This is a genomic window from Micromonospora sp. NPDC003241, assembly GCF_053589795.1.
Window position 1 is genome coordinate 142,361 of record NZ_JBSFSO010000010.1, and the last position, 13,375, is coordinate 155,735.

9 protein-coding genes are annotated in these 13,375 nt (G+C 72.7%); 3 read left to right on the forward strand and 6 right to left on the reverse strand.

Features of this window, described 5'->3' with window-relative positions; translation table 11 throughout:
- Positions 1–105 precede the first annotated feature (105 nt).
- A complete protein-coding gene (locus ACWDVW_RS11495) occupies positions 106–1,071 on the forward strand; it encodes a bile acid:sodium symporter family protein (protein WP_449946999.1) in 966 nt (321 codons plus the stop codon).
- A 53-nt stretch (positions 1,072–1,124) separates the two neighbouring features.
- Here the strand turns inward: ACWDVW_RS11495 and ACWDVW_RS11500 are convergent, their stop codons facing one another.
- Positions 1,125–3,557 carry a glycogen debranching N-terminal domain-containing protein gene (locus ACWDVW_RS11500; protein WP_449947001.1) on the reverse strand — a complete coding sequence of 811 codons (2,433 nt, stop codon included), beginning with the start codon at positions 3,555–3,557 and terminating at the stop codon, positions 1,125–1,127.
- A 127-nt stretch (positions 3,558–3,684) separates the two neighbouring features.
- Between ACWDVW_RS11500 and ACWDVW_RS11505 the strand changes: the two genes are divergently transcribed.
- Positions 3,685–4,467 carry an alpha/beta fold hydrolase gene (locus tag ACWDVW_RS11505; protein WP_449947003.1) on the forward strand — a complete coding sequence of 261 codons (783 nt, stop codon included), beginning with the start codon at positions 3,685–3,687 and terminating at the stop codon, positions 4,465–4,467.
- Positions 4,468–4,568: 101 nt separating this feature from the next.
- On the forward strand, positions 4,569–5,009 hold the full coding sequence (locus ACWDVW_RS11510) for a DUF7144 family membrane protein (RefSeq protein ID WP_449947005.1): 441 nt from the start codon (positions 4,569–4,571) through the stop codon (positions 5,007–5,009).
- Here the strand turns inward: ACWDVW_RS11510 and ACWDVW_RS11515 are convergent.
- From ACWDVW_RS11515 to ACWDVW_RS11535, 5 genes are all read right to left on the reverse strand, one after another.
- The gene (locus ACWDVW_RS11515) at positions 4,978–6,609 is read right to left on the reverse strand and encodes a hypothetical protein (RefSeq protein WP_449947007.1); all 1,632 of its coding nucleotides are present in this window, start codon (positions 6,607–6,609) and stop codon (positions 4,978–4,980) included. The genes ACWDVW_RS11510 and ACWDVW_RS11515 overlap by 32 nt on opposite strands.
- 144 nt (positions 6,610–6,753) lie before the next feature.
- A complete protein-coding gene (locus tag ACWDVW_RS11520; RefSeq protein WP_449947009.1) occupies positions 6,754–10,143 on the reverse strand; it encodes a beta-L-arabinofuranosidase domain-containing protein in 3,390 nt (1,129 codons plus the stop codon).
- A 204-nt stretch (positions 10,144–10,347) separates the two neighbouring features.
- Positions 10,348–11,814 carry an FAD/NAD(P)-dependent oxidoreductase gene (locus ACWDVW_RS11525; protein WP_449947010.1) on the reverse strand — a complete coding sequence of 489 codons (1,467 nt, stop codon included), beginning with the start codon at positions 11,812–11,814 and terminating at the stop codon, positions 10,348–10,350.
- On the reverse strand, positions 11,811–12,080 hold the full coding sequence (locus tag ACWDVW_RS11530) for a (2Fe-2S)-binding protein (protein ID WP_449947012.1): 270 nt from the start codon (positions 12,078–12,080) through the stop codon (positions 11,811–11,813). The genes ACWDVW_RS11525 and ACWDVW_RS11530 overlap by 4 nt, the downstream gene beginning before the upstream one ends.
- On the reverse strand, positions 12,077–13,252 hold the full coding sequence (locus ACWDVW_RS11535; protein WP_449947014.1) for an NAD(P)/FAD-dependent oxidoreductase: 1,176 nt from the start codon (positions 13,250–13,252) through the stop codon (positions 12,077–12,079). The genes ACWDVW_RS11530 and ACWDVW_RS11535 overlap by 4 nt, the downstream gene beginning before the upstream one ends.
- Positions 13,253–13,375: the final 123 nt, after the last annotated feature.

Genomic DNA, 13,375 nt, shown 5'->3' on the forward strand with positions numbered 1-13,375 from the left:
AGTCAGCGCGATGATCGCCTTTCCCACTGATCCATCCGGGCCGACAATGGTCGGGCAGCCGCCCCGAGGTGGGCGGACGGCAGGAGCGACCGGAGGGGAGAGGCGATGCGCTGGCCGCGTCGGCTGCCGATCGACCCGTTCATCGCGGCACTGTTCGGCACCGTGGCGCTGGCCGCCCTGCTCCCGCTGAGGGGCACGGCCGCCGAGGTGGGGCGGGTGGCGGCCCAGCTCGCGGTGGCGTTGCTTTTCTTCCTGCACGGCGCCAAGATCGCCCCGAGGGCGGCGCTCGCCGGTGCCCGGCACTGGCGGCTGCACGCGGTGGTGCTGCTCGCCACGTTCGTCCTCTTCCCGCTGCTCGGGCTCGCCGCCGCGCCACTGCGACCGTCGGTGCTGACCCCCGAGCTGTACCAGGGTTTGCTCTTCCTCTGCGCCGTCCCCTCGACGGTGCAGACCTCGATCGCGTTCACCGCCATCGCCCGGGGCAACGTGCCGGCGGCGGTCTTCACCGCCTCCTTCTCCAACATCGCCGGCATCGCGCTCACGCCGCTGCTGGTCACCCTGCTGCTCCAGGGCTCCGGCGAGGTACGCGTCAGCGCCGGCTCGATCGGCACGGTGGTGCTGCAACTGCTCGTGCCGTTCGTCGCGGGGCAACTCTCCCGCCGGTGGACCGCCGGCTGGATCGAGCGGCACCGCTCACTGACCGGCCGGGTCGACCGGGGCGCGATCCTGCTGGTGGTCTACTCGGCCTTCAGCGCCGGTGTGGTGGCCGGGGTCTGGGACGAGGTCTCACCCGGGCGGTTGGCCATCCTGATCGCCGTCGTCGCCGGGCTGCTCGCGCTGGTGCTGGGGCTGCTGTACGCCGGTGGCCGGCTGCTCCGCTTCGACCGGCCCGACCGGGTGACGATCCTGTTCTGCGGGGCCAAGAAGAGCCTGGCCACCGGGCTGCCGATGGCCGCCGTGCTGGTGCAGCCCGAGGCGCTCGGCCTGCTGGTGCTGCCCCTGATGATCTACCACCAGATCCAACTCGTCGTCTGTGCGTGGATCGCCCGCCGCTGGGCCGACCGCGGGTAAGGAGGGGTCCCCTACTAACGCCTCGTGTATAGGAGGGGTCCCCTCCTTTCACCTCAGGGCGTGCGGCGTGGACGGAAGGCGCGGCCCCGGCCCAGCGCGTCGGTGTATCCCCACCGACCGGGGATGTCGAGCAGCTCGATCTGGCCCATCTGTTCCGGCACCCCGGCCTCCACCGCCAGGTGGTTCGCGTACGGCTCCAGGCCGAGCAGCGTCCGCAGCACCATCAGGGGCGTACCGCTGGACGGGGCGTACGGGCTGTCGGCGAGCCCGTACGGCACCGGGACCTTGGTGGCGGCCCGGTCGTAGCCGGTGAGGTACGCGGGCAGCCGGCCGTCGAAGTAGCGGCTCGCCTCCAGCATCCCCTCGGCGATGCGCGCCGCCTCGGCCCGGAACCCGGCCCGACACAGGCCCCAGGCGATCATCGAGTTGTCCCAGGGCCAGACCGCGCCGGTGTGCCGCCCGAGCGGGTTGTAGCCGGGTTCGTCCTCGGCGACGGTACGGATGCCCCAGCCCGACCAGAGGCCGGGACCGAACAGGTGCCGCACCACGTCGTCGCGCCGCGACATCGGGACCATGTCGCTCCAGAGCAGGTGGCCCATGTTCGAGGCCAGCCCGTCCACCGGTCGGCCGTCGACGGAGAGCGCCACCGCGTAGTGCCCCCGCTCGGGCAGCCAGAAGTCCCGGTCGAAGCGGTCCTGCAACTCGGCGGCCTCGCGGTCCAGTCTGTCGGCCCACTCCGGGTCCCCCCAGAACAGGCGTGCCATCCGGGCGGCCCGCCGTTTGGCGTCGTAGGTGTAGCCCTGGACCTCACAGGTCGCCTGCGGAAACCCGGCCGGACGGCCGTCGGCGAAGCAGATCGCCTGCGCCGAACTGCGCCAGGTGCCGCCCACCTGCTCGGTGCGGCTGGTCTGGCACCCGGCCCAGACGTAACCGGTGCGATGCGGGTCGGCGGGACCGTCGAGCCAGGCGATGGCCGCCCGCACCTCGTACTCGTACCCGCGGACCACGTCGGCGTCGCCGGTCCACCGCTCGTACTCGTCGAGCAGGATGACGAAGAGCGCGGTGGTGTCGACGGCGGTGAAGTTTGCCGACTCGGGGGTGTCGTTGAAGGCGGCCGAGTCGCCGTACCGGCACTCCTGGACGATCTTGCCTGGCTGTTCGCCCCGGAACGGGTCGTCGCGCGCGCCCTGGGTCAGCGCCAGGATGCGCAGGGTCCGGGCCGCCCGTTCCGGCAGGAAGGGCAGCGCCTGGAAGCTGCTGACCAGGCTCTCCCGGACCAGCAGGGTCATCGACCAGGGCAGGCCGGTGGCGGGTAGCGCCTCGAGGTAGTTGAGGCCGGGGTAGTGCAGCGCGGCGAGGTCGTGCACGGACCGCTCGTACGCCTGCTGCAACGGCGCGTAGTCGGCGCGTAGCCGGGGTGCCGACGAGGTCAGCCGGGCGATGTCGGTCAGGAGTCGGGTGTCGGCGCGCCCGGTCGAGCTGTTCAGCCGCTCCCGCAGGTCACGGCTGTGCAGGTCGCGGACGAGGGTGAGCACCCGCAGCCGGGTGCTCCAGGCGCTCTTCGCCTCGATCGTGACCGTGAAGGTCAACCCGTCCTCGTCGATGACGGCCGGTTCGCTGGCCGTGACCACGGTCTCCCGGTGCAGGCTCTCCCGCTTGTAGTGCAGCCGCAGGGTGTCGCGCTCCACCGTCGCGACCACCGGTCGGTCCCGGCGGAGGCCGCTGCGGACCTCGGGGACCTCGGCGAAGTCCGCGGCGACCGCCAGCCGCATGGTGTAGCGCACCGCTGCGGGCGCGTGGTTGAGCAGGGTGATCTCCTCCTGGAACTCCTTGTCCACCCGGCGTCGCCGCATGATCGAGGTGGTCGCGCTGACGTAGTGGGTGGGCTCGCCGGGCACCAGTCCGAACCGGGACTCCCAGGTGTGCACCGCGTCATGGGAGAGCACCGAGAGTTGTTCCCCGTCGAGGGTCAGGTCCCAGGTCGACAGGAACCGGGTGTCGAAGAAGTAGAGGCCCATCGGCGTGGTCGGTGTGGTCCCGACGTTCCCGTTGGCTTCGCTGATCATGAACAGGCTGCCGGCGAAGATGCGGGTGGCCTGCTGGAGCCCGACCAGGCCGGGCTCGGCGAAGGTCGTACCCGGTTCGGCCGGCTCGGTGGCGCCACTGTAGGCGGCGACCGGCAGCAGCCGGCGGAAGAGGTGCATCAGGGCGAGGTCGCCCTCGACCGAGAGCACTCCCCGGAACAGCATCGAGACGAAGTGGTCGTGGCCGGCGAGGAGGCGCTCGAAGGAGGCCCGGCTCATCTCCACCCGGCAGTCGGCGTGGCTGCCGTCCCGGTACGCGTGGGCGCGGCCGTCGGCGAGCGTGACGAACCAGGTGTCGTCCCCGTCGAAGTCGAGGCGGAGCACTCCGGTGGGCGTGGTGGGCAGGCGGCCGGGCGGTGTCTCGGCCAGGCTCGCGAAGAAGCTGTCGAGCAGTCCGTCCACCTGCCCCTCCCCGTCCGCCCGCCGCGCCGGTAACACGGTAAATCGGACATACAACATATAATTGTCTTCTGGTGTGGGGCCGTGCTTCAGTGGAAGTGCGGACACATCGGTCCGGGGAGGTGCGACGGTGGACGGACGGATCGCGGCAGGGATGCGCCACCACACGTACGGGCCCGGCCGGGGCGACACGTTCCTGCTCGTCCACGGCTGGTGCGGCGACCACACGTACCTGGAGCCCGTGGCCCGTCACCTGGCCGCCCGACCGGCCCGGGTGGTCGCCGTCGACATGCCCGGCCACGGCGACAGTCCACCCTCGCCCGACGGGTACGGCGTCGACCGGATGGGCGGCCACCTGCGCGCCCTGGTCGAGGCGCTGGACCTGCGCCGGGTCACGATGATCGGGCACAGCCTCGGCGGGGTCTGGTCGTTGGCCGCCGCAGCCGCGAACCGGAGTCGCTTCACCGGGCTGGTGATGCTCGATTCCGCGGTGGCCGGGCCGCCCGGGGCCGCCGACGCGATCGACCAGGTGGCCGAATCGCTGCGCGACGACACGTCGGGCGCGGCCCGGGAGAAGATCGTCCGCTCGTACTTCCGGCCCTACTCCGAGCCGCGCCTGGTGGAGCGGGTGGTCCGGGCGATGGGCCGGCCCGCCACCGAGATCGCCTACGAGCCGATCGCCGGCCTGGCCGCGTACGTGCGGCAGGGCGCCGACGTGGCGGCGTTGACCACCTGGGCCCGGCCGTTGCTGATGATCGGCACCGACGCGCCCTTCGCCGACTACGCCCACCTCACCCGACTCGTCCCCGAGGCGCACATCGGGCAGACCGCCGGCTCCGGGCACTTCGTGCAACTGGAGGTGCCGGCGCAGGTGAACGCGATGATCGACCGCCATCTGGAGATCACCCGCTGAGCGCGCCGCGCACGGGACGGGACGACCGACGCCGGAGCGGGACGCGCCGACCGGACGGCGCGCCACGGGCCGCCGCCGGGTCGGCCGATGACGGGGGAGCGGTGAGGACGGACGACGTACGGTCTCGGGCGCTGCTGCTGGCGGCGGTGCTGCTCGGCGCGGCCGGGATCTTCGACGCGGTCGCGGCCGGCGCCGACCTGACCGGTGACCGGTACGTCTCGATCGGCGAGGGCGTCGTCCACCAGCACGACATCACCGGGTGGGTCTGGCTGCGACTGGTCGCCGCGGTGGGCACGGCACTGGCCGGGGCGCTCGTACCCCTCGGCCGCCGTTGGTCGACGGTGCTCGCGCTGGTCGCCGTGGCGGTCTTCGTCGTGCTGCACCTGTTCCTGTTCACCTACCACCCGGTGCAGACGGTGCTGGTGCTCGGGCCGGCACTGGCCGCCGCCCGGCTGGTGCTCCTGCACCGCTCCGGCCCAGCCCCGCTGAACCGCGCCGGACCCGGCCCGGTCAGCGGGTCGGTAGGCAGACCTTCCCGGTGAAGGCGGGGTCGGGCTGCCGGAACGCCGCCCAGGCCGGGTTGGCCGCGATGGCCAGCGGCGGCGCCTGCCACGCGGCGCCGAGCCGCTGCAACAGCGGGTACTCGTCGCGCTCCTGCTGGATCGGCTCGCCGGAGAGGAAGGCGACCAGCCGGTTCTCGACCAGCGCGCGGTTCAGCAGGCCGCCGTGGACCCCGGGCATCTGGAACACCGGGATGTCGGAGTAGTCGCCGGGTGGCGCCTCGGCCGCGGTGCTGGTGGGGACGAAGGCGACCATCCGTACGCCGGGTACCGGGCACATGAGCTGGTTGCGGTAGAACGGCGCGTTGTCGACCAGCGAACGGATGAACGGCTCGTCCAGGCCGGTGCCCGGTCCACCGCCCTTGTGCAGCACGCCGAACATGACCCGCAACTGCCACCCGGTGACCACGCCCCAGCCCCGGTCCTGGTGCGGCGGCGGATAGTAGGCGCGTCCCGCGTTGATCAGCGGGCTGAACATCGCCAGCGCGTCGACCGCCGGATGGGCCCCCTCGTCGAGGTAGGTGCGGGCGACCATGGCACCCTCGCTCTCGCCGATCAGCGCGATCGGTCGCCCGGTACGCCCGTGCAGCCGCTGCACCTGCTCGCCGAGCAGCCGTACGCTCTGCGCCACCGAGATCGTGGTGTCCCGCGGCCCGTACGGCAGGGGGGTGCCGTCCGGGGCCAGTCCCCGGTAGGAGAACCGCTCGACCCGCTCGTCGGCCGGTGCCTCGCCGCCGTACGCGGAGCCGTAGCCGGCGAGGACGATGACCGCCTGCGGCACCTCCGGCGGCAGCGGGTGGTCGAGCACCACCGCCTCGGCCCGCAGGTCCTTGCCCGGGACCGCGTGCACCAGCGGCGGGATGAGCAGCGGCACCGCCAGCGCGAGTACGGCCGCGACCGGGGTCGCCGGCAGCCACGCCAACCGGACCCGGGGCGCGCACAACGCGGCGTGCACCGTCCGGTCCCACAGCAACCCGTTCACCACCCCCGCGGCGGCGGCCACCGGCACCGTCCACCAGCCTGGCACGCTCCAACACAACGCACCGGCCATGGTCAGCACCACGAAGTTCAGCAGCGACCAGCCGACCAGGGACAGCGACGGCATCCCACGCCACCAGGGGCCCACCACGGCGGCCCGTTGCAGGAACGGTGCCAGCAGGAACATCGGCAGCAGGGAGGCCAGCAGCACCCAGGACAGCGCCACCACCGACGCGGCCACCGAGATCAACGCCCACGGTGCCACGATCACCGCCACCAGCAGGGCCAGCCCCAGGCTGCGCCGCAGCAGCCACCGCACCGGCGGTCGGGGCACCCCGTCCGGCCAGGCCAGCACCACCAGCATGGTGTGGAACACGCCCCGCGCCGCCACCACCACGCCGAACCAGAACAGGAACTTCGGCCAGGACTCGTGGTAGACGTACAGCCAGCGCAGGTCGTGGTAGGTGTCGTACGGCCAGACGGCCGAGGTCTGCGGCGCGAGCCCGGTGGCGGCGACGAAGCCCAGGGCGACCAGGACGGTGGCCTCGACGGTCGGCGACACGGCGGTGAGCAGCAGCAGTCCCGCCCGCCTGCGCTGCCGCATCCCGCCTCCCCGCCGTCTCCTCCCTGGCAGACTCCACCGGGAACGGCCGTCGTGTCGGGCAGTTCGGCAACTTCGCGGCGTGCAAGTGCCCGGCAGACCGGGTGACGACGCCCCGGCGGGGCGCCGCCACCCGGCAGGACACGCCTAGCCGAGCGCCGGGTACGGGGCCTCGAACTCGGTGACGATCTCCTCGCCGTCGACGGTGCCGGTGACCCGGATGGTGGCGGTGCCGGCCGGCACCGCCGCGCTGCGCGTGTTGAACTGCTGGAAGGCGGTCTTGCCCGGAGCGACACCGGTCACCGTCCGCGAGCCGAAGGCGGTGACCAGCTCGATGGTGAGCGGCACCTGGTCGGCGTTGCGGGCGGAGACGGAGACGTAGGCGTTGCCGCCGATGCGCTGGGTCTTCGCGGTGACCTCGACGTCGAACGAGGTCCCGGGGTCGAGTTCGGCCCTGGCCCGGGTGGCGTCGGCGATGATCCGGTCGCGTTGCGCGGCGGTGAAGACGTCCGCGTCGACGAACGCGTCGGCCAGGCGGGTGACGGTCGTGACGAACTGGCTGTGGCCGGCGAACGGCGCCTCGTCCCAGAGCAGGTCGAGGAAGGTCGGACCGTCGGTGCCGGGTGACGGCACGCCGGTGACCGGCACGTCGTACGCGGGCAGGCCGTCGTTGCGCTTGTGGTTGGGTACGCCGGTGTCGATGCCGCCGAACACGACCGTCGGTTCGACCCGCCGGAAGTACGACGAGACGGCCTGGGTGTCGGCGACGTAGTACGGCCGCAGGGTGAACCCGTGCGTGGCGAAGAGTTGATCACCGGCGGCCGTGGTGCTGCTCGGGGTGATGGCGGCCCGGGTGTAGTCGCCGTCGCGCTTGAGGTGGCGGTACAACGACAGCTCCCGGAAGGCGCCGCCACCGGGGTTGCCGAGGATCTGCAGCAGCACCGGTCCCCAGAACACGGCCTGGGTGTCGGGGCGGTCGATGGCGCGCTCGATCCGGATGCTGAACGGCATCCGGATGTCGACCGTGTCGCCGGAGCGCCAGGTGCGGCTCAGCGTCAGGTAGCTGCCCGGGGTGGCGCTGTGCTGGTGCGCGACCCCGTTGACGCTGACCTGGAAGCCCTTGCGTACCCAGGCCGGCACGCGGAGCTTGACCTCCAGCGGGCCACTGCCGTCGACGGTCAGCCGGACGTGGTCCTGGCGGGGGTACTCCGTCTCCTGTACGACCGTGAGGTCCTTCTCCGACCAGGTCAGGGTCGACGGCACGTACAGGTTGACCCAGAGGGTGGAGTCGTCGGCGGACTTGAAGTAGATCGTCTCCTGGTACTTGGTGTGGTTCTCGATGCCGGTCCCGCCACAGCAGGTGCCGGTGTTGCCGTAGCCACGGGCGGCTCCCGGGGTCAACGGCTGGAAGTAGGTGACCTGCGGGTTGCCGACGGTGGTGGTGTCGGCGCGGGACCCGGCGATCTGGTTGATCAGACCCCGCTCGTAGTAGTCCAGGTACGCCGGGTCCTGCTCGTGGAAGAACAGATTGCGGGCGAGTTTGATCAGGTTGTAGGTGGTGCAGGTCTCGGCGCCGCCCTGGGCGATCGAGTTGGCGATGTTGTCCCGGTTCTGGAACAGCTCGATGTTGTTGTTCGAGCCGGGGTAGTTGCCGCCGGTGCCGCCGTTGGCGTACGCGCGGTGCGGGACCACCATGCCGAAGAAGTTCTTGGCGGCCTGGAAGTACTCGGTGTCCCCGCTGTGCTCGTAGACGCGCAGGTAGCCGACGAACTGCGGCACGTGCGAATTGGCGTGCAACCGGTCGGGCCGGCGCCGCCCCGGGTTGGTGGCCGCAGTGGTGACCAGGATGTCCCGGTTCTCCACGCAGGCGTCGAAGAGCGACTCGCGGTTGTCGAACAGCTTGGCGGTCTCCAGGTGCCGACTGTCGCCGGTGAGCGCGTAGATCTCGGGGAACACCTCGTTCGCGCCGCCGGTCTCACCGGCGATGTAGAGGTCCCACATGTAGTTCAGGTTGTCCCGGGTGATCGGCCCCGGGTAGCCGGGGTGGTTCTTGTCCCCGACCGTCAACGCCAGGTGCGCCCAGGTGGCCATCCTGGTCACCACGTCGAGCGCGGTGGCGTTGTCGGTGTGGTAGTACGCGTCGAGCAGACCCCGCATGATCTTGTGTTGGGTGTACCAGGGGGCCCAGGTGTTCGTGGCCGCGTTGCTGCCGTACACCGCCCACCGGGGCGGTCCGAGCCGCAGCACCGCGTCCTCCGGGATGGCGCCGAGGTAACCGGGGTGGGTCGGTACCCACAGCTCGGTGCCCCCGCTCTGGGTGGCGACGATGCCGCCGTCGCGGCCGTTGGGCGACGAGTCCAGGATCGTCGACCCGCCCTCCTCCTCGAACCGGTACCAGGCGATCGAGCCGCCACCGGTGCTGCCGGCGGGGGAGTCCTGGAGGGAGGCCACCTCCGGCGCGCTCAGCGCCCGGTCGAAGATGTGGAACTCGTCGATGGTGGCGTTGAGCATCGGGTCGCCGTACTGCGACCGTCCGATCCACCGGTTGCCGGGGTTCCCCAGGTTCGCCGGGCTCAACGTCATGTTCGTGTTCTGGCCGGCCTGCACGCCGTTGACGTACAGCGTGCCGGTGTTCTGGGTGAGGGTGACGGCCAGGTGCACCCACTGGTTGACGGGCAACGCGGTGGTGCCGTTGATCTGCTGTTCGCCGCCGCTGCCGCCGACCGTGATGGCGAACCGGGGCGCGTTCCCGGTCGACCCGGCGCGCGGGGCGAGGAACATGTTCACCGTGCTGTTCTGACCGAAGTCGAACAACCGGCTCCAGTTCTGCGTGGCCGCCAGGTTGACCCAGGTCGCGATGGTGAAGTCGGTGAGCTGGCTGATCGCCTCCTGCGGCAGCGTCACGTGCTCGGCCCGGCTGGGACCGCCCAGCCGCAGGCCGCTGCCGAACCGGCCGGCGACCCGGTCGATGTCCGGCTCCTCCGGCTCCTGCGGGTCGCCGCCCGGGTCACCGGTGCCCATCCTGGCCGTGATGGCCGCCTGGCAGGCGGCGAGTTCGCCGACCATCCAGTCGAGCTTGTTCTTGAAGATCGGTTCGCCCAGGTCGGCGTACCCCTGAGCGAGGGCGGTCATGAAGTGCCCGGCCCAGTGGCCGCTGAGCAGCCCGCCGTCCTCCCAGCCGCCGGGTGTGGTGACCCCGGCCGGGTTCGGCCGGCCCGCCTGGTTGTTGAACAGCACCAGGAAACGCCGCTCGTCGAGCTGCCGCAGGTAGTTCTTCATCCGGTCCCGCTTCTGCTGAAGCAGACCGTCGCCGAGCCGGACGTCACGGAGCTGGAACGGCCGGACCGGCGCGGTGCCGCCCGGACCGGGGTCGGCGACGAGGCTGCCCGGGACGGGCGAGCCGGGGCTCGAACCCGGGGTCGGCGCCGCCTGTGCGGCGGCCGGGAACGCCGCCGCAGTGGCCACCGCGGCCACTCCGGCGGCGGACACCTGCAGGACCTGACGTCGACTCACGGGGATCTCAACGGATTCAGCCACTTAGGATCGTCCTTCCAGGTGGGGTACGGCTCGACCGGTGCGGTGGCGCAGAGACGGATTGTCAGCGAGTGTGAGCGTTAACTTTTCGCTCGTCAATCCCTACGACCCGGTAAAGTGCGGACTTCGACACCTGCGGGAAACAAGGCGATGTTAGCGCTCACACACGCGGTCAACTGGGATTCCGGGCACTGTGGAGACGCCCTCTCAGCCGTGGTCGACGTCGGATCCGTCGTCCTCGGACGCGGCCAGCCGTCCCAGCGACAGCGGCGCGGCGATCGGTCGTTCCGCGAAGGCGCGCAGGTCCGCCCCGGTGACCGCCCGACCGGCGTACCGGGCGGTCAGGCAGGCAGTGGCGAAGCCGCACACCCGCCCCTGGCACCACCCCATCCCGGGCCGGGCCAGCAGCTTGACCGTGCGGGCCTCGGTGGCGCCCAACCCGGTCACGGCCTGCCGGATCTCGCCCGCGCCGACCTCCTCGCACCGGCAGACCACGGTCTCGTCGGCGCAGCGCGCGAGCACGTCGGCGGGGACCGGGTAGGCCCGGTGCAGCGCGGCGGCGAACCGGCGTAGGGCGTGGCGTCGCCGACGCGCCGCCCGGTCCACGGTCGGCGGTCCGTCGCCGAGCGAACCCGCCGCCGAGGCACCGGCGATCCGACCCTCCACCGTGGCCAGGTCGGCGCCGCCGACGCCGGTGGCCTCACCGGCCGCCCACACCCCGGCCACGCTCGTCGCCTGGTCCTCGTCGACGGAGAGCACCAGGCTCCGGTCGGCGTCGACCCGGGTCGCGCACCCGAGCTGAAGTGCCAGGTCGAGCTGCGGCGTGAAGCCCCAACCGACCGCCAGCACGTCGCAGCCGATCCGCCGCTCGGAGCCGGTGCGGATCCGGCCGTCCCGGCCCCGCCGGCCGACGATGACACCGGTCAGCCGGTCCGTGCCGGTCGCCCGCAGCACCACGTGCCGGTGCCGGACCGGCACCCGGTGCCGCAGCAGCCGGGCGGCGTACCCGGCGGCCTCGCCGAACTTTCCGGCCACGCCGAGCAGCGCGCGGGGATGCCGGGCGAGGGCGAGCGGACCGTTCGCCTCCAGCACCGCCGCCACCCGGGCGCCGTACCGGGCCAGACCGTCGGCGACCGGCAGCAGGAACGGGCCGGTGCCGGCCACCACCACCCGCCGTCCGGCTACGACGAGGTGGCCCTTGAGCAGGGCCTGCGCCCCGCCCGCCGTGAGCACGCCGGGCAGGTCCCAGCCAGGGAAGGGCAGTTGCCGGTCGTACGCGCCGGTGGCGAGGACGAGTCGGCGGGCGGTGACGGTGACCGGGGCGGGGGTCCCGTGCTGCCTGGGCTCGGCGCCCACCAGGCAGCGCAGCACCCAGCCGTCGCCCTCCGGCGTGACCGACCAGACGTGGTGCCCGGCCAGCCGGACGACCCGACCGGCGTCGGCCAGCGCGGCGAGACGGTCGATCGTCGAGGTGAACCGCCGCCACCCGTGGTGCAGGGTGCCCGGCCGGAAACGGCCGACGCCGGGAGCGGGGGAGCGCCAGTACTGCCCGCCGGGGCGTACGCCCGCGTCGACGATCGCCACCCGGGCTCCGGCCTCGGCCGAGGCCAGCGCGGCGGCCAGTCCCGCCGGCCCGGCCCCGACGACCGCCACGTCCACGTCTGTGCCGGTCATCGTCCGGTGCCCTGCTGGGTGCGGACGTCGTCGCCCGGGGCGGCCGGCACCAGGCAGGCGCGCAACGACGGTTGCCCGTTGACGGTCACCAGGCAGTCGAAGCAGATCCCGATGCCGCAGAACAGCCCCCGGGGTCGCCCGCCGAGCCGGGTGTCCCGCCAGGACCGCACCCCGGCGGCGGTGAGGGCGGCACCGACGGTCCAGCCGTCGCGGCAGGGCACCGCCGTGCCGTCCAGGAGGATCTCGAACTCGTCGGGATGGCTCACCGGGACACCTTAGGGTCGAACCGGTCCGGGCGGAACGGGGTCAGGTCCAGCTCGGGCGGCGTGCCGAGCAGGCTCTGCGTGACCAGACGCGCGGTGCCCGGGGCCAGGCCGATACCGGCACCCTCGTGACCGCAGGCGTGGTGCAGCCCGGGAGCGCGAGGGTCCGGGCCGATCACCGGCAGATGGTCGGGGCAGTACGGCCGGAATCCCCGGTACGCGCGGATCACCGCGACGTCGCGCAGCACCGGGAAGAGGCGTACCGCACCGGCGGCGAGCTGCCGCAGGGCCGGGACCGAGACGCTCCGGTCGAAGCCGACGCGTTCCCGGCTGGCGCCGATGAGCACGGTGCCCGCCCGGGTGCCCTCGACCACCGTGGAGGTGCGCAGCGCGGCCGAGTCGCTGGCCACGTCGGCGACGTAGTCGGCGAGGTACACCTTGTGCCGGATGAGCGCCGGGAGCGGCTCGGTCACCAGGATGTAGCCGCGTCGGGGCGCGATCGGCAGCGCGACACCGGCCAGCGCGGCGACCGCACCGGCCCAGGTGCCGGCGGCGTTGAGCACGGCGGCGGCGGGGATGTCGCGTCGGGGCGTCCGCACGCCGACCACCCGTGGACCGTCCCGCAGCAGGCCGGTGGCCGGCTCGTGCGGCAGCACGGTGGCGCCGCCCCGGCGGGCCAGTCGCAGCAGGTGGGCGGCGGCGAGCATCGGCTGCACCTGCATGTCCTGCGGGTACCGGTAGCCGCCGGTGAGGTCGTCGCTCAGGTGTGGTTCGTGCTCCCGCAGCCGGTCCCGGTCGACCGCGACCGCCTCGACGCCCAGGTCGCGTTGCCGCGCGGCGAGCCGGGCCAGGCCGTCCAGGGACGCCCGGTCGGTGGCGACCACCAGCCCGCCCTTGGCCTCCATCTCCACCAGCTCACCGAAGGTCGTGTCGCGCACCGGCAGGTCGGCCAGGGCGCGCCACTGCCGGTGCGAGTGCAGCGCGAGGTCGAGTTCCGGGCCCGGTTCCTTGTCGGAGACGAGGATGTTCCCCTCGCCCGCCCCGGTGGTGCCGCCGACGATCGGTCCCCTGTCCACGACCGTGACCGACAGGCCCGCCCGGCTCGCGTGGTACGCGCAGGCCGCCCCGACGATGCCCGCGCCCACGACGACCAGGTCCACCGCTCTGCTACGCACGCGAGCACCGGCCCGATCGGACGGTGCCGCAGGGGCGGGGCGCAGGCATGGCACCTCCGACGTCGAGGGCTGGAGGGCGGTGGGACGCCGTTGTAGTGTGTGACATTGTACTGGCCGACACGG